Origin of the sequence: Erwinia sp. V90_4 (assembly GCF_029967685.1) — a bacterium.
Lineage (GTDB): Bacteria > Pseudomonadota > Gammaproteobacteria > Enterobacterales > Enterobacteriaceae > Erwinia > Erwinia aphidicola.
Window position 1 is genome coordinate 32202 of sequence record NZ_JASCAQ010000056.1, and the last position, 22995, is coordinate 55196.

Annotated in this window: 21 protein-coding genes; 7 read left to right on the forward strand and 14 right to left on the reverse strand. The window is 53.3% G+C overall.

The window, feature by feature from the left end:
- On the reverse strand, positions 1–1782 hold the full coding sequence (locus QLG07_RS16340) for a sensor domain-containing phosphodiesterase (protein ID WP_282469691.1): 1782 nt from the start codon (positions 1780–1782) through the stop codon (positions 1–3).
- A 343-nt stretch (positions 1783–2125) separates the two neighbouring features.
- On the opposite strand from QLG07_RS16340, the gene QLG07_RS16345 reads away from it, so the two are divergent.
- The gene (locus QLG07_RS16345; RefSeq protein WP_048918560.1) at positions 2126–2335 is read left to right on the forward strand and encodes a glycine zipper 2TM domain-containing protein; all 210 of its coding nucleotides are present in this window, start codon (positions 2126–2128) and stop codon (positions 2333–2335) included.
- A gap of 32 nt (positions 2336–2367) precedes the next feature.
- Here QLG07_RS16345 and fhuD read toward each other — a convergent pair whose 3' ends face one another.
- The 5 genes from fhuD to QLG07_RS16370 all read right to left on the reverse strand — a co-directional run bounded on the left by fhuD (position 2368) and on the right by QLG07_RS16370 (position 8130).
- Positions 2368–3288: a Fe(3+)-hydroxamate ABC transporter substrate-binding protein FhuD gene (fhuD, locus tag QLG07_RS16350; RefSeq protein WP_282469692.1), complete on the reverse strand. Its 921-nt coding sequence runs from the start codon at positions 3286–3288 to the stop codon at positions 2368–2370.
- Positions 3278–5452, reverse strand: a complete 2175-nt coding sequence (fhuE, locus tag QLG07_RS16355; protein ID WP_282469718.1) for a ferric-rhodotorulic acid/ferric-coprogen receptor FhuE — start codon at positions 5450–5452, stop codon at positions 3278–3280. The genes fhuD and fhuE overlap by 11 nt, the downstream gene beginning before the upstream one ends.
- 274 nt (positions 5453–5726) lie before the next feature.
- Positions 5727–6227: a thioredoxin family protein gene (locus tag QLG07_RS16360; protein ID WP_282469693.1), complete on the reverse strand. Its 501-nt coding sequence runs from the start codon at positions 6225–6227 to the stop codon at positions 5727–5729.
- Between the two features lie 63 nt (positions 6228–6290).
- Positions 6291–6647 (reverse strand): cupin domain-containing protein, encoded by a 357-nt coding sequence (locus QLG07_RS16365; RefSeq protein WP_048918556.1) that lies wholly within the window; start codon positions 6645–6647, stop codon positions 6291–6293.
- A gap of 190 nt (positions 6648–6837) precedes the next feature.
- Complete coding sequence (locus tag QLG07_RS16370) at positions 6838–8130, reverse strand: glycoside hydrolase family 10 protein (protein ID WP_282469694.1); 1293 nt, start codon at positions 8128–8130, stop codon at positions 6838–6840.
- A gap of 202 nt (positions 8131–8332) precedes the next feature.
- On the opposite strand from QLG07_RS16370, the gene QLG07_RS16375 reads away from it, so the two are divergent.
- The 3 genes from QLG07_RS16375 to QLG07_RS16385 are packed head-to-tail and all read left to right on the forward strand — an operon-like array spanning position 8333 to position 11161.
- A complete protein-coding gene (locus QLG07_RS16375; RefSeq protein ID WP_133625260.1) occupies positions 8333–8725 on the forward strand; it encodes a GtrA family protein in 393 nt (130 codons plus the stop codon).
- An 8-nt stretch (positions 8726–8733) separates the two neighbouring features.
- Positions 8734–9666: a glycosyltransferase family 2 protein gene (locus QLG07_RS16380; RefSeq protein ID WP_282469695.1), complete on the forward strand. Its 933-nt coding sequence runs from the start codon at positions 8734–8736 to the stop codon at positions 9664–9666.
- Complete coding sequence (locus tag QLG07_RS16385; RefSeq protein ID WP_282469696.1) at positions 9653–11161, forward strand: glucosyltransferase domain-containing protein; 1509 nt, start codon at positions 9653–9655, stop codon at positions 11159–11161. Before QLG07_RS16380 ends, QLG07_RS16385 begins: the two co-directional genes overlap by 14 nt.
- Positions 11162–13025: 1864 nt before the next feature.
- Here the strand turns inward: QLG07_RS16385 and QLG07_RS16390 are convergent.
- The 6 genes from QLG07_RS16390 to QLG07_RS16415 form a co-directional block, all read right to left on the reverse strand.
- Positions 13026–14063 carry a tyrosine-type recombinase/integrase gene (locus tag QLG07_RS16390; RefSeq protein ID WP_282469697.1) on the reverse strand — a complete coding sequence of 346 codons (1038 nt, stop codon included), beginning with the start codon at positions 14061–14063 and terminating at the stop codon, positions 13026–13028.
- Positions 14064–14644: 581 nt separating this feature from the next.
- Positions 14645–15088 carry an NUDIX domain-containing protein gene (locus QLG07_RS16395; protein WP_282469698.1) on the reverse strand — a complete coding sequence of 148 codons (444 nt, stop codon included), beginning with the start codon at positions 15086–15088 and terminating at the stop codon, positions 14645–14647.
- Positions 15089–15304: 216 nt separating this feature from the next.
- The gene (locus QLG07_RS16400) at positions 15305–16525 is read right to left on the reverse strand and encodes a cellulase family glycosylhydrolase (RefSeq protein WP_282469699.1); all 1221 of its coding nucleotides are present in this window, start codon (positions 16523–16525) and stop codon (positions 15305–15307) included.
- A gap of 91 nt (positions 16526–16616) precedes the next feature.
- Complete coding sequence (locus QLG07_RS16405) at positions 16617–17444, reverse strand: DUF2861 family protein (RefSeq protein ID WP_282469700.1); 828 nt, start codon at positions 17442–17444, stop codon at positions 16617–16619.
- A complete protein-coding gene (locus tag QLG07_RS16410; RefSeq protein WP_282469701.1) occupies positions 17444–18100 on the reverse strand; it encodes a response regulator transcription factor in 657 nt (218 codons plus the stop codon). Before QLG07_RS16410 ends, QLG07_RS16405 begins: the two co-directional genes overlap by 1 nt.
- Positions 18087–19487 (reverse strand): DUF3404 domain-containing protein, encoded by a 1401-nt coding sequence (locus QLG07_RS16415; RefSeq protein ID WP_282469702.1) that lies wholly within the window; start codon positions 19485–19487, stop codon positions 18087–18089. The genes QLG07_RS16410 and QLG07_RS16415 overlap by 14 nt, the downstream gene beginning before the upstream one ends.
- A 381-nt stretch (positions 19488–19868) precedes the next feature.
- Between QLG07_RS16415 and QLG07_RS16420 the strand changes: the two genes are divergently transcribed.
- Together QLG07_RS16420 and QLG07_RS16425 are read left to right on the forward strand one after the other, a co-directional pair.
- Positions 19869–20186, forward strand: a complete 318-nt coding sequence (locus QLG07_RS16420; protein ID WP_048918046.1) for a helix-turn-helix transcriptional regulator — start codon at positions 19869–19871, stop codon at positions 20184–20186.
- Positions 20176–21441, forward strand: a complete 1266-nt coding sequence (locus QLG07_RS16425) for a type II toxin-antitoxin system HipA family toxin (RefSeq protein WP_282469703.1) — start codon at positions 20176–20178, stop codon at positions 21439–21441. The genes QLG07_RS16420 and QLG07_RS16425 overlap by 11 nt, the downstream gene beginning before the upstream one ends.
- Here QLG07_RS16425 and QLG07_RS16430 read toward each other — a convergent pair.
- The gene (locus tag QLG07_RS16430; protein ID WP_336798334.1) at positions 21430–21687 is read right to left on the reverse strand and encodes a hypothetical protein; all 258 of its coding nucleotides are present in this window, start codon (positions 21685–21687) and stop codon (positions 21430–21432) included. The genes QLG07_RS16425 and QLG07_RS16430 overlap by 12 nt on opposite strands.
- 15 nt (positions 21688–21702) lie before the next feature.
- Complete coding sequence (locus QLG07_RS16435; protein WP_282469704.1) at positions 21703–21990, reverse strand: VF530 family protein; 288 nt, start codon at positions 21988–21990, stop codon at positions 21703–21705.
- A 175-nt stretch (positions 21991–22165) separates the two neighbouring features.
- On the opposite strand from QLG07_RS16435, the gene QLG07_RS16440 reads away from it, so the two are divergent.
- Positions 22166–22573 carry an Exc2 family lipoprotein gene (locus QLG07_RS16440; protein ID WP_282469705.1) on the forward strand — a complete coding sequence of 136 codons (408 nt, stop codon included), beginning with the start codon at positions 22166–22168 and terminating at the stop codon, positions 22571–22573.
- The last annotated feature ends 422 nt before the right edge of the window (positions 22574–22995 follow it).

The following is a 22995-nucleotide window of genomic DNA, read 5'->3' on the forward strand; positions in this document are numbered from 1 at the left end:
TTAGCTGGCCTGCGGGTAGTAGCGGCTAAGCCAGCTCTCCAGGCCTTCCGGTATCAGCGGGCGTGAGTAATAAAAACCCTGGATTTCATCGCAGCCTAATCGCTGCAGTGATGCCAGGGTTTGCAGATCCTCCACCCCTTCGGCCAGCACCACATACTCCAGCTCTTTCAGCATGGTGATCACGTGGCGGGCTATCACCTCGCTGGCCGGATCGTGCGACAGCTGCTGGATCAGCGAACGGTCGAGCTTGATAACGTCAACCGGGATGCGGCGCAGCGTGTTGATGTTGCTGTAACCAGATCCGAAATCATCCAGCGCGATGCGAAAGCCGCGTAGCTTCAGCATATCCAGCCCGCGCCGCGCCTCGGCGCTCTCCAGCACCTGCTCGGTTTCCAGACATTCAAGATTGAGATCTTCAGCCTGCAATCCTGCACGCAGTAGCTTCTCTTCCAGCTTGTTGGCGAAGTCCGGGCGCGAAAAATCGCTGACGCACAGATTCACCGACGCCGGTAGGTTCAGTCCTTTACTCCGCCACAGTTTAAGCTGCGCCAGCGTATGGTCTAACACCCAGTCGGTCAGCTCCTCCATTAGGTTGGTTTGTGCAGCCAGAGGGATAAATTCGTCAGGCGGGATATTGCCGTAAAGCGGATGATCCCAGCGCAGCAGCGTTTCCAGTCCGACGGGTTTGCCGTTGCGCAGCGAGATTTGTGGCTGATAGACCAGATAAAGCCCCGGCGTGCCGCGTAGCGCTGCGGCCAGGTCGTTTAGCAGGCGGAAGCTCTGATTTCTGCGCCCATCGCTGTCGGCGTTATAGGCCATATAGTTCTGTTTCAGGCTGATTGCTTCATGCAGCGCACTGACTGCGCGGCGCAACACTTCCGAAACTTGCGAATCGACCGGAACAAAGCTGACTTCCCCGAGATACGGTTTGGCATCAACCGTAATATTATCGAAAATCTGTGCGCGAATGCCGCCGAGGCGCTGGCTGAGCTCACGTCCGCTGGGTGCGTCGGGCTTGTCGCTCAGCAGGGCAAAGCGGCCCAGTGCAACGGTGTATAGCACATCATCACTGTCCAAACGCAGGCGGGTACGCAGCGTGGCTGCCATCTCTTTGAGCAGCGTTTCCACCGCATTCATTCCTACTGAACGGGCGATCTCATAGGCGCGCGGCATATCAATGCAGTCAATCAGCGTCAGATTATGCGGTTCGCTATTGCCCGCCTGCTGCAGCAGTTCAATATCCTTCAGCAGCCGCTGGCGGTTAGGCAGCAGCGTGACGACATCCTGATAGCCGGTGATATACCAGGCATCGAGGTAGCCCACCACCAGGCCTGCAAGCAGTGCCAGCAGCGCGGCTTTCTCTGCGCTGAAGGCATGCGGCTGGGTATCTGTGACGCACAGCGTGCCGATGATGATGCCTTCACGGTTGCGCAGCGGGGCGCCGGCATAGAAACGGATAAAGGGCGCGCCAAGCGTCAGAGGATGCGCGCTGAAGCGTGGATCAAGATGCGTATCAGCACAAACCAGCACGTCATCCAGCTCCAGCGTGTGGCGGCAGAACGCATCCTGCAGCGAGGTCTGTTTCAGATCGAAGTTGCAGGCCGCTTTAATGTACTGGTTTTCATCGTCCAGCACCGATACGAAACCCCCGGGGATTTCCAGCAGTTCGCTGGCCAGCTGGCTGAATTTTTTTAAAATATCATCGCGCGCCGCATCCTCGGATTTCAACATCTCCAGGGCAGCCAGACGTTTGGCATCGTCGCTACTAAAAGTCCCGCTCATGATTACGCTTCACATTAAGAGTTGTTGGCCCAAAGCGCAGCCAGATGAGATCGAGTATCGGCCAGCGAGGGAAAGTCTTTATTGATAACTTGATGAAATTATTTAATCAACGAATTTTTCACGCCTTTTACGCCGGAAGTATCACAAAATTAACGCCGGACGATCGCTAAACAGGTAACCAACAAAAGCTGGTACTGAAATAGGATTTTTTACCTGTCGCAAAACAGGGATAAGCAGTAAATTTCCTGCGCCGGGGAGTGGGCACGACCCCGTACTCTGGCACCAGAAAAATCATAATTAACACTTTTACCTTCCATTAATTCTAATGGTGATGAGGTCTTGAATGCTTTTAAAACGCAGCTGTACTGTTGCCGTTGTTCTGCTGGTCACGTTTTCACTGACGGCGTGCGGCATGTCCCATCGTGGCAGGAATACCGCTATCGGCGCCGGTGTCGGTGCGGTGGGTGGCGCAGTGCTGACCGGCGGCAGCACCTGGGGAACCCTGGGCGGTGCGGCGATCGGTGGCGTTATCGGCCACGAAGTCAGTCGCTAATCAATAACGCTATCCGTCTCTGTCGGATAGCGTTAGTTTTGCCAGATTCTGTCCAGCTGTTGCAGCATATGGGTGAAGCGCAGAGCCGCCAGGGTTGAGCCAAATATCCAGATAGCCGGAACCGTTCGCAGCGTCCTCTGGCGCACAAAAGGAAGAGCCTGCCACAGCGGCGAAGCGCTGACGCGGCTGCGCAAGCTTTCATCTCCATGATCGAGACACACCGCCCGCAGTGCTGGCAGCTTTGCCAGATGCTCAATTCCCACCGTTGCCGTTCCCCAGAAACTGTCCTGCTGCTGCCAGGCATTCTCTATGCCCAGCTGCTGCATCACGTTGCCGAACAGGCTGCGTTTACCGAGGATCACCACGTGGCGTTCATCGAGCAGTGTAAAAACCAGCAGCGGCTGTTGGCGCCAGGCTACCAGCTGGTCGCGGGCTTGCGCCAGCTGTTGGTCAAACCACGCCAGATGTGCTCTGGCTTCTGCCATTTTCCCTAAGCGCTCAGCCAGCCCCAGCAATCCGCTGCGCACTTTAGCCAGGGGCTGGCCGTCCTCATCAATAAAAGCTAACTCCATCGTCGGGGCGATCTTCTGCAATTGCTGCGCGTGCGGCCCGTAACCCTGCGAATAAATAATCAGGTCCGGTTTAAGCTGCGCCATAAATTCGAGGTTAGGCTCTGAACGCAGCCCGATGTCGAGCACGCTGGCGGGCAGGGCGGGTTCCTTCACCCACAGGCGATACTCGTGGGTATCCGCTGCGGCAATTGGCAGCACGCCAAGGGCAAACAGCATCTCCAGCGGCAGCCATTCGAGGGCGATAATGCGCGGCTCTGGCAGCGCAGCGCGGGCGGGTAATCCCGTTAGCCAGGGGGCCAGCGCCAGCGCGATCAATAGCTGCCGCCGCCGATGGTCAATCTCCCCGGCAGTGAACCGGGGGAAGCGCTTATCAGAAAGCATAGGTGAGGCTGACAGAGTAGTTACGCGGTTCGCCGTACAGCGTATAGTCGCTGGCCCAGGCAGAGTAACTGCGGTCAAACAGGTTGTTGATGTTGGCCTGCACTGCCACCTGCTTCGTTGCCTGATAGCGGGCAAACAGGTTAGCCAGCGGATAGCTGCTCTGATAGACACGCTGGGTTTCCCCGTCCGGCCCGGTAGCATCCTGGTAGGTGCGGTTCTGCCAGTTGATGCCGCCACCGACTGTCAGGTCGCGCAGCATCGGCAACTGGTAGCGGCTGAATAGCTTGAACGAAGTCTGCGGCATATTGCTGTTGTAACGGCCGCTCTCTGTTTTGGCCACATAGCGCGTGGCGCCAAAGGTCATCTGCAGGTTATCGGTTAACGCGCCGTTGAGTTCAAACTCTGCGCCTTTACTTACGGCCCCTCGCGTGCTGATATACGCCTGTTCGCTGCTGCCGTTAACGAAGTTGCTGCCGTCGGTTTGCGCAGCATTTTCCTGCTCAATGCGGAATACCGCCACCGTTGCCGTCAGGCGGCCATCCATCCACGCGGATTTCAGTCCGGTTTCATAACTTTTTCCGGTAACCGGGTCGAGGTAGCGACCGTCTCTGTTGCGATAGGTTTGCGGCTGGAAGATGGAGGTGTAGCTGGCGTAGGCGGACCAGCTTTCGTTGATGTCATACATCAGCCCACCGTAAGGAGTGATGTTGTTTTTAGTCACGTCACCACTGCTGCCATTAGTGCTCCACTGGGTATAGCGCGCGCCGAGGATCAGCGACAGGGGATCGGCCAGTGAGAAACGGGCGGCGCTATAAGCCGATTTCTGGCGCACCACGTCGTCAGCATTCTGATACCAGTCTCCCCACTCAGGTTCGGCCACGTTGCCGCTCCATGCATCGTTGAAGCTGCCCATCTGGCTGCTGTCGAGGGCGCCGTCGGCACTGTAGGTGGCATTGTGCTGGCGGCTGTAGCTGACCCCGGCCATCATCTGATGCTGGCGGCCGAACAGTTCGAATGGCCCGCTGGCGTAAGTATCGATTGAATCCAGCTTTCGCTTACCACGATCGAGGCTGCCAAAGCCCGAGGTGCCTTGCCCGGTGACCACGTCCGGGAAATCCATCACGTAGAGCAGCTTGTCGTTGAAAGTTTGTTCGGCGTGCGTGGCATTGACGCGGAAATTCCAGCCGTTATTGAAATCGTGCGTTACGTTTGCAAACACCTTACGTGAATCGAGGCTGTAACGTGCCCAGTCGGCCGCCGGATTGGTACTGCGGTCATAGCCAGTGCGTGAGCCGTTGCTGTACCAGGTTGGCAGCCCGCCCCAGGTCGGATTGCCTGTATTGCTCTGCTGATAATCGTAGCCCAGCGACACGGTGGTGTTATCGGTTACGTCAGCATCGATTACGCCATAAAGGAATTTTTTGCTTTTGTGGTAGCGGTCCAGCGAGCTGTCCTGATCCTGATAACCCGCTATCACGCGTCCACGCACGCTGCCAGCCTCGTTCAGCGGACCGGAAACGTCCGCAACGTAACGCTGCTTATTCCAGCTGCCGTAGCTGGAGCTGAGGTTGCCGGTAAATTCTTTACTGTCGGCGTGCTTGCGCACCATATTGACCGACGCCGCCGGGCTGCCCGCGCCAGTCATCAGCCCGGTGGAACCGCGCACTATTTCGATGCGGTCATAAATCGCCGTATCTTCCCCGGCATCGCCATAGTTCCAGTTATCGCTGGCGGAAGTCGGGATATCGTCGAAGGTGTAGTTGGTTATCTGGAATCCACGGGCGAAGTAGGCCGAGCGTTCACTGTCGATAATTTCGGCGGAGACGCCGGTAGTATTATTCAGCACGTCACCCACTGATTGCAGATCTTGATCCTGCATGCGCTGCCCGGTCACAACGCTGAACGACTGCGGCACATCGCGCGGCGTCAACAGCATTTTGGTGCCTGCGCGCGTGGTTTTAACGCTGTAGTCCTGCTGCTCATCGGCGGCATTATCAACTGTGGCATCGACCACCAGATCGGGCTGGGCGACAGCCGTTTCCTCACTGGCGGCCTGCGCCGGATGAAGCAATGAGTTGATCGCCAGTGCCAGCAGCGAGACGGCAAACGTTGTCGCCATATACGGCATGCGCCGTGCATTGTTTTCCCTGAAATTAAAAGACATCATCGTTCCCCACGCGGAAGCATTATTTTTTTGGTATGGCGTTTATTGGCGGCGTGCCCATTTTGGCGACATTAAATCTCGCTAACATGGAAATCGCAATGCAGATGATAATCATTTTCTTTAAGATTATCATTGTAAAATTTTTGTCAGCATGAGTGGCAGAGCATTACTTTTCACTATTTACAGTGACTTATGAGGAGTTACAGCGAAAAAGAAGCGGGTTGAAGGGAAGGCAAACCCGGCGCCGCGTTGGACGGGCCGGGACAGGAAATGATTAGTTTTGACGCATAATGCTGACAATCTCTTCAAGCGTATCGGCCAGACGCTCGCCGCGCCTGTAGGCGAGCAGGGCCTCTTCAGCGCCGCTTTGTAGCGACTTTGGCCGCTCGACAAACGCACCCAGTGGGGAAAGCTGTGCATCCAGCACTGCGGCAAACGGGATGCGTACTTTATCCAGACTGAACTGCTGTTTGAACAGTGACTCTGACTGATCGCGGGTGATCACGGCCAGCTGAGCATCAGGATAGCGCTCGCACAGCGCGTTAATTGCCGGCATATTGCGCTGGCAGTCCGGGCACCACATCTCTGCGGCCGCCAGGATGACGAATTTTCCTGAGAGCGCCGCGATATCCGCGGTGGTTTCCTGACTGAGAAAGTCCGGTCGAGTGATTTTCTCCTGCTCAATGCGCAGCTGCGCGATCTCCTGCGCTGTCCCCTGGCTGACGAACTCTTCATAGCCAACGCTGTTCTCAATGAGGCTGTTGAAATCTGCCACGCTATTTCTCCTGTCCGGTATTGCGAAATGATTCACGGATAATAGCAGGAGTGGGGGCAGAAATTAGCTCGCATCAAAAATGACGTAGAGTTTGCGCATCTGCGTGTCGACCACCCAGGTACCTGCGGTGTTCGCTTCGAAGAAAAAGGAATCGCCAGCTTTGAAGGTCAACGTCTCTTCGCCGTCCGGCGTGAAGGAACCGCTGCCGGCGAGAAAGTGCATTATCTCGGCCTGCTTCACCGAGCGGCGATAGCTGCCGGCGCTGCACTCGAAAATACCGGTATCAATATCTTCTTTTCCCGGGATCACTTTCTGAATACCCGACAGCTGAATTGGCGACGTTTCCGGCAGACCGTCAACGCTGCCCCAGGGTTCTAACACTTCTATAGCCGCTGGCTGTTCAATCTTTTGTACTTTCATTGGCCTTTCCCTTTAGTGAATGTGATACAGCGAGCGTAACCTGATAAAAATTTCAGGGTTTTACTTGCTACGGTTACTCAGCATAAGAGAAGCACCAAATAGATTGGCGGGATTATTAGCCGCCGGTTAACACATTTGTGTGTTAATCGGCGTGCCTCTGGCAGAAACTTTTGCGGCCTGACTTTGCCATTTATTCGCCCCAGCGTTCTCTGAGGTAGTTAACCGCCTCCTGCGTCTGCATCTGGTTTAGGTAGTTTTCCCGGAACAGGATGGTGCCGTTGATTTGCGGCACAGATTCGTTCAGGTCGAGCTGTTTTTTTAGCTCGGGCACGCCGCCACCAATCATCCAGTCAGGTTCATTTTTTGACGGCTCACCCACTTTATACAGCGCGATGCCAATGTAGAGGCGGGTATGAGTCGGCTTGACCACATCCGCCCACCATTTTGCCAGCACGTCATAGCGTGCCGCCTGGCGGGCAAAGGGCCAGTAGAGCTGCGGGGCGATATAGTCCAGCAGCCCCTGCTGCACCCAGCGGCGAGTATCGGCATAGGCTTCATCGTATGCCGCCGCGCCGCGCGTGTCGGAGCCGGCCGCATCGTGCGAAAGGTTGCGCCATACCCCCGCCGGACTGACGCCAAACTCCACGTCAGGCTTCAGCTGTTTGATGGTGCGTGATACCTGTTCAATCAGCTGCTGGGTGTTGTGCCGCCGCCAGTCCGCTTTGCTGGCAAAGCCCTGACCATAGGTCCGGAAGGTCTGAGAGTCGTTGAGCATCGAACCCGCGGATTCCGCATAGAAATAGTCATCGAACTGCACGCCGTCAACGGGATAACGCGCCACCACTTCGGCCACGATGCTGGTGATCCAGTCACGCGCCTCCGGGATGCCAGGGTCCAGCACAAAGCGGTCACCGGCGGTGCGGATCCACTCTTTATGCAGCACGTAAACGCTGGCCGGATGCAGCGACAGCGTGCGGTTTAACTCAGCAACGGTGGACGCTTTGGTGTTCACCGACACGCGATAAGGGTTGAGCCAGGCGTGGACTTTCATACCGCGCTTGTGAGCTTCATCCAGCATAAACTGCAGCGGGTCGTAGCCAGGATCCTTGCCAATCTCGCCCGTCAGCATATCGGACCACGGCAGTATTTTGGATGCCCACAGCGCAGTGCCATCCGGTTTCACCTGGAAAAACACGGCGTTGACACCGAGACTTTTCAGCTTATCCAGCTTATCGGTCAGCGCTTTCTGCTGTTGGCTGATGCGCGCGGCGGCACTGCTGGCATTGACTGAGGCCACCGGCGGCCAGTCAAGGCGGGAAACGGTTGCCAACCAGACACCTCTTAACGGCGGCTGACCCTGCTGCGGTTCCACCGGCAATGGCTTTGTGACCACCGGGAAAGGAGTAACCAGCGACTTTGGCGGTTGCGAAGAGCAGCTGACCAGCAGCAGGAGAGCTACGCAGGCTGTGCTAACTGTCTTCATGCTGGATAACGATGGCAAGCGGCGAGGGCGGGTGATGGTGTGCTCCGGTTCATTACGGTGGTGATGAGATAGCGAACATTCTCTTATTATCCAAAATTAAGTCAATGCTTTAGCTATAGACATATTCCGCGGCGAATGATGAGATTCCCCGCTATGCTTGTGTATCACCAGTTTTGCCAGCGACTGTTCCTGAGGAATATCGATGGGTAATAAGGGCATTTCTGCAGGTACCGTTTACGGTATTCCAATCACCTTTATCCGCTATGGCTTAACCGGGGGGCTTAATACCCTGGTGCACTGGCTGGTGTTTTTCACCGGCTATAGCCTGTTTCATTTTAATCAGGCCAGCGCCAACGCAGTCGCCTTTGCCTGCGCGGTAACGGTGAGCTTTTTTATTAACGCCCGCTGGACGTTCAGTAGCCCTGTGTCGCTTAAGCGCTATCTATTGTGGGTCAGCTTTATGGCGTTTTTCGCTCTCTTTACCGGCTGGTGTGGGGACTTAATGGTGCTCAATCCCTTCCTTACGCTGATAATTTTTTCTGCGTTAAGTCTGGTGATCGGTTTCTTTTTTGCCAACCGTTTCGTTTTCAGGTGAGGATCGGAATGCTGATATCTCTGGTGGTGCCCGTGTGGAATGAGGAGGAGGCCGTACCGGTTTTTTACCGCGCGCTGGATATCCTCGGCGATCTGCAGCTGGAACTCATATTTGTTAATGACGGCAGTAGTGACAGCACCGCCGAGGTGATTGAGCGACTGATAGCCAACGATGAGAGGCTGGTGCTGGTTAATTTGCGTCGTAATTTCGGCAAAGAAGCCGCTCTGCTGGCGGGATTTAATTATTCTACTGGCGATGCCGTTATTCCGCTGGATGTTGATATGCAGGACCCCTTAGAGCTTATTCCCGAGCTGGTCACCATCTGGCAACAGAAGGGGGTGGATATGGTACTGGCGCGGCGCAGCGATCGGAGTGCTGATTCCTTCCTGAAACGTATCTCCTCGCGCTGGTATTACAAAATGCATAACGTGTTAGCGCGCGAGAAGATTGAAGAGAACGTTGGCGATTTTCGCCTGTTATCGCGCAATACGGTTGATGCGATCTGTTCACTTCCCGAGCACACCGTGTTTATGAAAGGTATGATGCCGTGGGTGGGGGGCAAGACCGCTATTCTGGACTATGCCAGGATGCCGCGCGTGGTGGGTAAAACGAAATTTAACGGCTGGAGCCTGTGGAATTTCGCCCTCGACGGTATTACCTCATTTTCCACACTGCCACTCCGCGTGTGGACCTATATAGGCGGCGTCGTCGCCGTTATTTCTCTGCTTTATGGTATCTGGATTGTGCTATCAAAATTTATCTGGGGTAATGCGGTTGCCGGCTATTCTTCGCTGATGACGGTCATGCTGTTCCTCGGCGGTGTGCAGCTGATTGGCATTGGTATTCTCGGTGAATATATCGGTCGGATGTATACCGAGAGTAAGAACAGGCCGCGTTATATTATTGAGAGCGTGCTGAGGAAGAAAAATGACGGCCAGTGAGCTTCAGCCCGTTTCCCGTTTACGGCAGATAGTCTTTACCTTCATGATAGCGCTGCTGGCGACCCTGCCGGTCTGGACCAGCAAACTCTATTACCGTGACGATCTGTACCGGATATTTAATGGCAGCACCTCGGCGTGGCTGTCAAATGGCCGGCCAATGACCTGGCTGCTGCAGTCGATGCTATCGTTCAGCAGCAACCTTAGCGATATCTCACCGCTTAATTTGTTAATCGGTCTGCTGGCGCTGAGCATTGCCTCGGTGATCTATATCGAGAAGCTGCGCATCCCACTCACCGGTTATTGGGCGCTGATACCCCCCCTGTTCATCATCCTTAACCCTTTTCTGGTGCAGTGCCTGCTTTACGCCTATGACAGTCTGACCATCCAGCTTGCCTTCGCCATTGCGATGATGGCCAGCCTGAAGCTGAGGCCGGGCGGGTTGCAGCAGCTCATCCTTGACGTGCTGCTTTTGCTGATGGTTCTGACGCTGTATCAGTCCGGCTTAAACCTGTTTATTGGCTGCGTGGCGTTACTGATTGTATGCCGCATTATTCAACATTTACCCGTCTGGCAATGGCTTGGCGTCAAGATATTCGCGCTGCTGATCGCTGTGCTGATCTATAAATACGGCATCAGCGGCCCCCTGATTGATAAAGCGGATTTATACAGCATGCAGCATAATCAGCTGCTGATTCCCGGGCCGGGCGCGCTGCATATTCTGACTGAAAGCATCAGACGTTATTACTCCCTGTTTTTCAGCGCTTACCCTGGGTGGCGAGCCGGGTTTGTTTGGGGTTCTGTTCTGTTTGCTGCCGTCGGCCTTGGCATTACTGGAATCCGGTTAAAGCAGCAGCAAAGACTCAATGTCTCCACTCTGCTGCTGCTGTCAACAACACTACCAGTGGCCATTGCATCCGTTGCCGGACTCTCGCTTATGCTGGCCAGCCCGGTTTTTGTTCCGCGCATGCTGGCAGCCTGGGGAGTGACTCTGCTGTTCTGCTTTTATATCAGCGTTCAGGCATGGCCTGCGTTGAGGCGGTGGTTAGCTGGGCTGAGCGGGGTTCTGCTGCTGTACCATCTGGTGGTGATGCTGGCCTGCTTTAACACGGTGGTCAACAGCCAGCGCTACGAGTTTAGCGTGATGGCTCAAATTAAAAGTGACTTCTACCGACTGCCCGCACGCAGCATTGATAGCATGGCATTTATCGGTCAATTAGATGATGAGCCTGAGGTGCGAACTAATATCAAAAATCTCCCCCTGATTAACAACATACGCATGAAAATGCTGGGCGAGTCAGAACCCTGGATTTGGCAGGCGCTAATCGCCCATGCCGACTTACCGTTAAAATCAATCAGAGCGACTGAGCTGATTCGGGCGGCAAAGCCGCATAACTATCTTTCTCAGGGGCCCGAGTATGACGCCTATGTTGTCAACAGTACCCTGGTGATTGATTTCCGTAAGTCAGGTGGGGTGGTGGAGGCTGATGCTCAGTAGGTTGGATAGCATGTCAGTGCAAAGAAAAGGATGAATATGTCAGATAAATTATACGAGATAATCTATTAACGATATCTTCCCAGATAATCCGGAGTAATAGATAACAGGGATATTAGTTACAACACACACGATTCTGTTCCATTTTTCTGTGTAAACCTCAGCTCCATAGAAACGGTAAGCTTCCAGCTCCCCACTGCAAAGCCCCGCCGCCCCGGGCCGGAGGCCCGGAACTGAATGGCTTTGTAACCGGGTGTTGTAACTATTAAAGTGCTTTTATGGTGAGGTCTGAGTTTGGTGAATACGATAGTGCCCAACCTACCGGTTTGCGGGCGAAAAGATCCAGCAACAGATCTTTGCAACAGTGCCCCATGTTGTAGGTAGCCCAGTTTGTGATTTTGAACTTTTGTTTTGCCACGGGATACAGCTAAAGAATCAGGAGTGTGGTGACCTTATCCTGACTACGGAAAAAGTTCAGTTTAATCAACAAAGCCACTCAAATACATAAAATTCCCATATCGTGGCATGATTTTTTAATTAATATAAAGCGATTTAATAAAAGACTATATATTTCAATAATAAGAAATAGAGGAAAGTGAAAAAACGCCAGATAACGCCAGTACTTTCCGATTTTCATAAAAATAAAAGTTGAAAATAATGCTGTGGCAATGTATTAGTCTATCTAACAAAGAATTGCCATGAATTTCACCAATGTCATAACAAAGGAAGTGTTTATGAAAGTAATCGAAAGAGATTTTTTAGCCGAAGTTTCTGGCGCAGGCGGTCGTAACGACCCACCGTTTAATTAAGAATGTAACAACAGCAGTAATGAGGGAGGGGCGGGGTCACAAAATAAAGGTAACTCAAACTACAGTCAGAGTGTAGTGCATCCTGTAATAATGGTATGATCGGTGGAGTTATTGCCGGGGCAGATTTAGGCATGGCCGGTGGTACGTTTGCAGGCGGTTGTTTCAGCGGTAACGGTGGTAATAATTCATCTGGAAGCTGTAACTCTGGTGGAATGGGCGGCTCCTGCACCCAATAAATAATCATTACCCGCTGCGTGTTTCGGGTGGGTCATAAGGAGGATAAATTGAAGTTAATCTTGAAAAATTTAATATTACTCTTGTCAATAATGACTGGGTTTTTATTCCTAAGTGGTGTGGGTATTTATCCGGGATTCTTCACCTTTACACCTTCAGCTGAAGTGTCGAAATTTGTCATCACCATCAGCTCACTGATATCTTTTTCTTTACTGGGTCGTAGAATAATAAAATTAATTTTTAAAAATGACGATAAAATCATCGGTAAAACTGAATGACTAAAAAAGTTACGCATCGAGATTGGTTAAATTATGCGATTAATGTACAAAAATCTCCAATCTCCAAACTGCCCCCCTTATTCAACAAAGTCCTGTTAAACCCGCAGCTCGAAAAACCGCCAGAACCGGATCCCACCCCTCCCGACGGCGGATTTTCACCCTGACACTATATGTAGTGGCTGTGTAACCTGCCACAGGCACAAAGTAGAAAAGCACCTAATGAGGTCAGAACTATAGAGATTCTAATTATAGAGCTCAAACATTGGGGTCATACGAAATCGTCACTCAGGTACTACAGGGCGCCATCAATGGTATACCTGATTCCTATACTGGGTGCAGCTCGGCTGCTCCTGGACAGTACTTTAAGGCTACAATTTTCCAGCGATTTTACCGGATCCACGACTGCATAGGGATTGAAACTGGATGAATACTGGCTAGAGATAATTACCTGGAACTTGATCCTGCAGAAGCAGTTAAGACGCTGACAATTGACGACAAACGCATTTACGTGTGAGTTATACCTAATATTAAAATATAAATAATCACTTAAATCACACCGTCATCTTCTTCCATCAGTGCAACCATTGCGCCTTTATGCGCTTCAACCATACGTATATAGCGCATCACAGTCTGGGTTTGAGTCCAGGTGCCTTCCTGCATAATCTGGGCGAGTGGAACGCCCTTTCTTGCCATATCCTGTGCGGCCCCCACGCGCGCACTGTGTCCGCTCCAGCCTGCGTAACGTCCCTTGTTGGTTTTCACACGCTCTTTTTCGCAGATCGCTTTTCGGGCGCGACAAAAGATATCTTCAAGACTCGGCGCACTCATAGGGGTCGTAGTCACACTGACAATCTTATTAGAACGATGAATAGGGCAGAACAGCACCGCATCAGGTTCGTCGTTCAGTCCGGCGGCGTCAATCCATTCTGTTAAACGCTGAGATGAGCGAGCACTCAACGCTTTAACAATGCCACCAGAATGAAGAATAGTTTTAGTCCAACCGACATCAAGGATGATTCGGCCGTCCTCAGTTCGACTAATATCTCTCACTCGCAGGCGCGACATCTCGCTCATTCGAAGAAGTGTACTATACGCCACATGCAAAAATGCCAAATCACGTTTCAGCTGCAGGCGAGGTGAAGCTTGCCAAATTTTATCCAGCCGATTGAGGTCTGCCCTGCAGAAGGGTACCGCCTGGCCAGTACGTTCACCGGATGATACTGCCTTACGGTTAATTTTCTTCCTGGCACGCACCACAACGGGCGAGACGTTAGGGGGAATGAAGCCGGCGTTACGGTGTAACATAGAAATTAGAGCTGCATGCGTTGAAATCGTAGATGCTGCTCGGCCAGCATTCTGCAGATGCAGCAGATAATCCTGTAGATCTTCCGCCAACATCGGCAGGAATGAACGATGGTTTTCTTGTGCCCAGCGCCAACATACCCGCATGACGCTGAGGAGCTGTTTCCACGTGTTAGACGAGAATGCCTCTCGCTGGTTAACGAAGGAGGCGAGTCTTTGCGAAATGTCTTCATCCATTGATGTCAGCAAGTTGGGGCTGCTGAAGCCGGCAATCTGAGTCATATCGGTCAGTATTCATCCAGCCAGAGATTGGCAACGCTACGTGAAATCTGAATAATTCGCAGGGGTATCGTCCTCAAAATTTTACGTAGCGATGCCGATATTTTAATCATTTATAGAGCGGGCATTTCGCCAGCCTGAGCGTGTCGGATATCTGTTGATACCAAAGGCCTCCTGAGCAGGATCTGGCCCAGACCCACATGGTACAGGGATTCATTGCTTATGTCTGGCCTTATATAATCTTAATTATATAAGGTTAGGATATTATCTTTCGGGATGAGAATTTTTAAAGTGATTATTTATGGCTTACTGCGAAAGGTATGAGTCAAAAGGGTTAAGTAATGAGGTCAAAGTTGCTGGATGTGCAGATGGGGGGGTAATTTAACATAAGATGTATTATGTGTACTAATTATGTCAGTCTAAAGCGATAATGCGTGCTCGCAGGCGCTTCCGTCTGGTGATGGACCAAGCCGCAGAAGCGCAAACAAAGTTCCAACTAAAAAGCGGCAACGTGCGGCCAATGGGGATGATTTGCTATAGGTGCTGATAAGTTTACAGGCGCGAAGTCAGGAAATATTATGTAATTAATCCAGCATTGAGCAGATATCAGGAATATTTGAGGGGTAAACAACGTCGTGAGTATTTCTCAGTTGATTAAGATCCCACCAGTGATAATTATTAATGACTGATTTTTCATTTTCAGTCCATCCGCTGTTACTGATATCTTCATCACCCACTTTAATTAAATAAAATTGCTCATGTGCCAGAACCACCTCACCGCTGGGCAGAGTCATTTCAAAAATCCTCTCAGTTAATGACTGCCCCACGTTATCAACATAAATGCCTGTTTCTTCTGCGAGTTCTCTGATAGCTGCCTGCTCAAAAGTCTCTCCTGATTCCACTCCTCCACCGGGAGTTGCCCAGTATTCTCTACCTGCCAGCGCATCATTGTCATGCCTGAACCTGAATAATAAGACCTGATTGAGAGGGTTGATGATAAGCAAACGGGCCGAATTACGGGTACGCACTGGATAATTCCTTTTCATTTCCTATGTAAGTCAGCATAACTGATTTTGATAATAAAAAAAGAGTCGAAGTTAAATCACATATTATTTGAGAATATCGGACATCTCAGATTTGCCCAACCCCGGTCATCTCTACTTAGCGTTGACAATTGCTGTCAGTCCAAAGCAACGATGTCGTGCTTGTTTCCAGCTCTGCTCATCTGCCGGCATCTTATGAATTCATTTCGGGCCAGCTTTTACTCTGCCGTGCTCCAGACGCCGGCGAATGGGTTCAAACTCAGGCCCCGGATGACGCGCTAAGGTGTCCGCAGTATGTTGCTCCATCGCCTGCCAGTATGACCACGGCACCTTACGTTTGCCGAGTTCGTAGTCCATGGCATCCCAGCTGTCTTCGCGGAAGCTGTAAAAGGCCCAGTGCGACTGCTTTTTATCCAGTACCTGCAACACATCCTCCAGGTACTGCTGGCATCCCGGCAGCATGCGGATACAGCCGAACTCTCCGGCTACCATCCGGCTGGCCGGTATATGCTGTTGTTCAGCCCAAATAAAAGGTTGTTGCAGATACTGTGCTACGCGCTGCGCGTTCCACATCTCTTTCCCCGTACCGAAGGGGACCACACCGGGATACGAGTACGGTTTTTTGCGCTTAAGATTTGGTCCACTGGTGGCGGCGTAGGGTTCATACATATGAAAACTGTACAGCACACGCGTGTCGTCCAGCGCCGCGGGCCAGTAGCCAAACCCGTCAGCAGCACCATACCAACCACCGTCTACCATGACAGGCGTAAGCGGATCTACTTCGCGAATAGCGCTAATCAGCATCTGATAAAATGCCGGCAGATCGCGTGCGCTGCCCTGATGATGCTGGTACCAGCGCTGCATCTCTTCGATGCTGCCGTGTTCGGCAAGCCCGGCACGCTTTTCTGGTGCGGGCTCATTAATCAGGTTATAGGCTGCCACCCCGGGAACATCCTTCAGCGCCGCAGCCAGGTCGCGCCAGAAAGCCGCACTCTGCTTCCAGTAGCTTTTGTCCTGCCACAGACGGTCATCAAATTTCCCCCCGTTATTTTGCGACCAGCGCATACCGGGCAGGCTCAGCGGGGAGATGACTACTTTGAGGCCTGAATCATGTGCTTTTTTTAGCGTGGCCTTCAGCGTGCTGAGATCCGCAGGCTGTAGCCCCTGATAATGATCAGCATCGCCCATCAGAAAGTCACGCTGCTGGGGGTGCCATTTGTCATAGGACAAACGTACCCAGCTGGCACCGTAGCCACGTAATGCAGCAAAATAGGCCTTGTCCGGCGGCAGGCGGTTAAAGCTGTTGCCTCCATAACGTGGGCTGTCCCAGAAGGTAATCTCATCGGCGGCATGCGACAAACCAGACAGTATTCCCCAGAGCAACAGGGCCAGGCACAGCGATACCGGCAGATTTTTCATCATCGTTATCTCTCTTATCTTGAAATGATGAGAGGCAGTATCCCCTGCGCCGGAAGCCGAATTGTCAGAGCAATGTCAGAATATGCCCGCGCCCTCAGTTTTTTAGCGTGAGTAGCGGTCCGGCCATGCGGTGTTCAAAACGCAGCGTGAGCCCGCCCCGCGCTTCCACGCGGATCACGGAAGCAGTGCCCCATAAATTTTCTGCATCATCACGCGGCGGCCAGTTATGTAGCTGGAGGTCATCGCTGCGATGCCACGCTGTCTGCGCAAAGCTATCGCGCCTTAACAGTGCCTGCTCTAGCCAGGGAGCAGGGCAGGCAGCCGCTACTGTCGGGGGATGCAGCTTAATCTTTCCCTGCTGAAGCTGTATCCAGTTAAGATGGTTGCTGCCCTGTAAAGCCAGCGGCTGCTGCCACATTTCACTGCCGGAACGCACCGTCAGCAGATAGATACCGGCGGCTAACGGTTTATTCAGGTCCTGGCTTTGAATGCTGAACCCATCACTGCCGTAATATTCTTGCTCAGCTCCCGCCATTAAATCCCTGCCGTCCGGGGAAGAGAGCACGACACGTAACTGACGAGACGGGCTGTTCCCACTCAGCTGCACCCGGTAAATACGGTTGAGGGGCATATCGCGCTGGATCAGCGACAACGAAGGGTGATCCAGCCAGTCCGGGATTGCTATCGGCAGGTCATTGCCACACTGGACTGTGATCAATGCATCCAGCGCCTGTAGCCATGCATCACGCTGCGCCGCACTACTCATCTGAGGCCAGCTGATAAGCAGCTGTTGCCAGGCCAGATCGCTGCGCTTAGTGAGAAGAGCGTGATAGAGCGGTGTCAGCGGCGTGGCGGGCAGCGTGACGGCTGCGATTCCAGTGGGGAGAAGCAGCCCGGCGATAAACGTTAGAAACGGACGCATCAAGGCAGTTTTTCCAGACGATAACCGACACCGCGCACGCTGCTGATAGCGATATCCGGCAGCTTCTGCCGCAGCTGTAAAATATGGGTATCCACGGTGCGGGTCGAGGGAAAACTTTGGTAGCCCCAGACCTGATTCAGCAGTTCGTCACGGGTAAACACCCGTCCGGTCATTTGCACCAGCGTTGACAGGAGTGAAAATTCCGTTGCCGTCAGGGTAACCTCTCTTTTTTGCCAAATCACGGCCTGCCTTGATGGGAAAAGCTGAAGTTCCCCGACCGTCAGCTGCCCCTCGCCCAATGTACGCAGCTGGGCACGAATGCGCGCCAGCAGTTCGACATGCGCAAAAGGTTTAGTCAGATAATCACGGGCCCCGGCTTCTAGACCGTCAACCCGGTCATCAATACTGGCGCGAGCGGTCAGCACAATCACCGGCAGCGCTTTTTTTGCCAGCCATCGCGGGAGAAAACGCAGGCTGTCACCGTCGGATAACTGCCGGTCGAGGATAACCAGCCCGGCCAGATTCCACAGGTGCGATACCGCTGCTGTTTCGCGCGTCCAGTGGCAGATAAACCCTTCCTGCCGCAGGAAGGAGGTCAACCCCTCACCCAGTGCAGGATCGTCCTCTATCAGCAACAGCGTATTATTGCTTGTCACAAGGCAGCTCCAGAGTGAAGGTGGTAGGTGGCCCGCTGAGCGTCAGGCGCCCCTTAAGTCGCCAGATAATGCGTCTGACAATCGCCAGTCCGAGGCCCATCCCGGACTGCGCTGAAAGAGACCGCCCCAGGTGGGGTAAACGCGGTGACTGCAGTGAACCTGCATCCGTCACCCGCAGAGTGAGCCGCCCTTTACCCCACTCTGCGCTCAGACGAACCGGGGCGCGTCCGTGGCGAAAGGCATTATCCAACAGGTTATTCAGACACAGGGTGACCCAATATATTGGCAGTGCGACCCGGCGATCGCTGGCGAGGCAAAACGTCAGCCCGGGCCAGCATCCCGTTATATGGCTAAGCCAGTCGCTCAGTAACAGCGCGGTGGGGGCCTCCAGCACCTTCCGCCGACTGTTACCAGTCAGATAGTGCTGGCTGGCTTCAGCCATCTGCCGCATGCGCTGCACGCAATCCGCCAGCGCGGCAAAACCGGACTGTGCAGGCAGCGGCAGAGTGTCGAAATCACGACGAAAATCTTCCACCACGTTGCCCAGGCGGGCGATGGGCGTGCGCAGTTCATGCGTCAGCATCTGCAGGATAAAGCGATGCCGCTGCTGCAAACGTCGCCGCTGCCAGGCAAACCAGATCAGGGATACAGACGCCATGATTGCCGCACCGGTCAGTAACGATCGCCAGCCTTCGCTGCTCTCAACGCCTGGTATGATGCAAAGCGTGCTCAGGGCAATATCACAACGCCCGCCAGCAGCAAGTAATGTTATTCCTGCGCGTCTGGCTAGCGGCTGCCAGACCTGGGGCGCGTATAGCAGCCACTGTTGATGATGTAATCGCCACAGCGTGCCGTTCTGCATCAGCCAGCCCTGTCCACTTGCCAGCGCATCAAGGTTCTCATCAGATAGCAGGCCAATGCCTCCCAGCGCCTGCGGTCTTTCCCGCACGTGTAGCACCTTTTCCAGCGCCGCACGCTGCTCAGGGTGGCGCTGCAAGTAGTACCAGGCGTTGCTTCCTCCGAGCGGAGAGACGGGATGTGCGGCAAACCAGTCCGCCGTAAGCAGCGTGTCATGACACAATGCCAGCGCCAGCTGACGGCTCGCCCTGGGTACCTCACGAAGTGACCCGGTACAGCGCTGCTGATAATGGTACAACGCCGACAATACCGGTAATGGCAAGTCGTCAAAGTCCGGATAAAGTGAAGAAGGGCGTAATAGCAACGGGTCCAGCTGCTGCAGCGTGCTGAGCGGGATCGCTATGCTAGCCGGAGCCTGTTCGAGTGCGGAGAAAAACTGGTCGGCAGACTGAGAAAGCGGCAGCGGCGCACAGGCAGCGATCAACAGTGAACAGACTGTCAGCAGCGACAGCATTTTGCTTCGTTCCATGCGCACTCTCCACCGATCGCTGAGGCGCAGATAACTAACAAAAAAACGGTCCATGATAAACAAGATATTGTTAATAACGCGAGTTCGGTCATGGAAATGGGCAGGCTACTATTTCTGCTCACCCGCCGCCAATGCGCTTAATCAACCAGCGAATTGACATCCTCCCCTCCCTGAAGAACGGCTTTTACCGCGCACCTGATAAACTGCACCATTCCCTGTAAAACAGCTTTCGCCGACCGACTAACTCCATAATTTCATAGTTTGTATCGATATTAAGCTGTTTAACCCCATGATTATGGATTTAATCGTTTTGCCACAATTACTACTTAACTCTATAATAACGTGTATTAACCTCATATTTTAAAGATAAGCATCATTATGATGGATTTAACCCTTAGTAAACCCGGCGAAGTTGTTAAGCTGCTCTGCGAGCGGCTACGCAAAGAGCGCCTGACGCAGCAGATGACGCAGGCCGACGTCGCGTCGCGGGCGGGGATTGGCGTCAATACGGTGTCAAACCTCGAAGCCGGGCGCAACGTGGGGTTCGAAAATCTGGTACGGGTGGCGATGGTGCTTGGGCGCGGGAAAGAGCTGGAGGCGCTGTTTATGCCTCAGATCGACAGCATCGACGATCTTCTGCGTTACGAGAAGAGTACTGCACGCCAGCGCGTAAAAAGGAGTTCAACCCATGGTCAATAAAGTCGATGTTTACTACGAGGGCTGGGGTGAACGATGGCAGTGGGGAACGCTGGTGTCATCGATCGCGTTAACCGGTCGCCCGCTGATCATGTTTGAATACAGCGAAGAGGCGGCGCGGCGCGGACTGGAGCTTTCATCGCTCCGCCTGGCGCTAAAAGGGCCGCGGCTGCGCAGAGATTTCCCCGCGCATCAGCTTGGCTTACCCGGCCCGGTTTACGATGCGCTGCCCGATGGTTGGGGCATGCTGCTAATGGATCGCCTGTTTCGCCAGCGCGGGCTGAATGCAGCGCGCATTGGCCCGCTTGAACGGCTGACTTACATCGGTAGCAATGCGATGGGGGCAATGTCGTTTGAACCTTCACAATCGGAAGCTGCTGCCCTGGCGCAGGATATTACGCTGTCGAAGCTGGCGACGGAGGTTCAGGAAGTTCTGGACGGCGAAGGTGGCGCATTTCTGCAGCGGCTGCTCCAGATGGGCGGGTCGCCTCAGGGTGCGAGGCCGAAAGCGCTACTGTACCGCGATCCGGCCAGCGGCCATTTCACCACTTCCGCCTCTGCACAACTGGAGGCCTGGCTGATTAAATTTCCCGCCCGCCAGGAACATCCTGAAGTGTGCGCGATTGAGGCGGTGTATGCACAGTGCCTGCGCGAGTGTCAGATCGATACGCCTGACACCGCTTATTTCTCTCTGCCCAATGGTCAGGCGGCGTTTGCCTCAAAACGGTTTGACCGCCAGAACGGATTGCGGGTGCCGATGCAGAGCCTTGCGGCCTACACCGGGGCCAATTATCAGGTACCCGGCGCGCTGGATTACACCAGCTTCCTACGTGCAACACAGCTGTGTACCAACGACGTACGCCAGAAAGCCCTGGCTTTTGAGCGCGTCGTGTTCAATATCGTGTTCAATAACCGCGACGATCATCCGAAAAATTTTGCTTACACCATGACGCACAACGGCCAGTGGCAGCTGGCACCGGCCTACGATGTCACCTGGTGCGAGGGACCGGGTGGTTATCATCAAATGGACGTAATGGGCGAAGCGTTACAGATTGGCCGTGAACATCTCCTGGCGCTTGCTGAGCAGGAAGCCGAGCTGAGTTCGCAGCAGGCGGGTAATATTATTGCGAAGTGCTGTGATGTGGCAGCGGGCTTTGCGCTGAAGGCTGGCGATATGTTCCCCGGCCAAATCACCGGGGAAACGTTGCGTACCCTGCAGGCGCGGATGGATGACAACATTAAACGGTTAGGCCGCTAGCGACTGCGTTTTCATCAGCAGGGCTGCTTTGGCAATCTCAGGTGCAAGCCAGCGGTCGTCAGTCCAGGTCGCGACCTGCTCACGCAGCAGCGCATGTGCCCTGCGCGTGCCTTCCCCCGCCTGGCTGGCATCGTGGAAGTCTAACGCCTGCGCCGCCAGAAAAGCCGGTAACTGCAGACCTGCGAATTGTTCATAAAGGGAACGTGACGCACTAAAACAGAGCAGGCTGCACCATAATTGGTGCAACCCCAGGTAGCTTATCTACGAACGGGGGCGGTTTTTCGCGTTGGCCCAGGGATCGCTATCCTGAGATTCCTCACTGGCGTCAGGCTCACTCACCGTGGCGATGTAGAGCGCTTCCACTTCCTGCCGCGCCCAGGGCGTGCGGCGTAAAAATTTCAGGCTGGATTTGATGCTCGGGTCGCTTTTGAAGCAGTTGATCCTGATGCGCTGCGCCAGTTCTTCCCAGCCATATCGCTCAACCAGCGCGGTGACCAGCGCTTCCAGCGTGACGCCGTGCAGAGGATCTTTTGAAGAGTGAGTGGTCATGGTCATTCCGGTTCTGTCAGAAAATTGCGCACACCATACTGAGCGCAAACGCGTTATGCAATCTTCACCATCATAGCAGCAGGTGAAAATAACTGTATCTGGAGGAAATTTTGCGACAGAATCAGCAGCGCTACAGTTTTATAAACAGGATGTTACCCCCACAAAAGGAAATGTTATGCCTCGTACATTCTTCGCCATGATTGTCGCTTCATTGCTCCCGTTTTTAACCGGCTGCAACAATCACCTTCCCAGCCCGCAAGCTCATGCCAAAAGTTATGTGTTCAAAACGAAGACGAATTTCGATCCTAACTTCTACACCAAAACGTCCGATACCATTAAAGCCATGACCCCGGTATTTGCTCAGTTCTACGATATGGGGACGAAAGATCGTCAGGCAGGAGTAAGCCGCAGCGAGGCCGAGAAAAAAGCGGCGGCGATGTATCACGATGAAGCACTAAATGGGCTGCAAATGCAGGAGACATTCGTGAACCAGACCATCACCTCTCCGGCAGGTAAAAGAAGAGTTCACATCTTCATTACTGAAGCCTCCGGTGCCTACCTTGATGGTTTTGACGGGCGTTAATGCCCCCCTGGCCGCAAGTCAGTATCGGTGCTTAATGATAAAATTCATGCAGAATTAATCACGAGGGGATAACCGCAATATTAACGCGGTTATAAGTTAATTCTCATAAAGAATAAACAGCCCAGAGACAGGAAATTGACGACGATAAATCCCCAGGCTGACCGGGAAAATATCGCCGAGACTTACCGATTTTCTGCCGAAAAATAGCTGGAAATGAGACGCTAAAGTTTTTTTTAATTGAATGCTCAATCAATAAAACTTATCATCGGTGCTCAAATTTACTCAAAACTCAGCGTCAGGAGGCCATTTGCAGAAAAACTAAAACAATAAAATCATAAAGTTACACCACTCATCACCTGAGAGTTCTCCCAGTGTAATTAGCGGATATACGGCGGATTTTACCCAGTATGCGCTAATGCGCG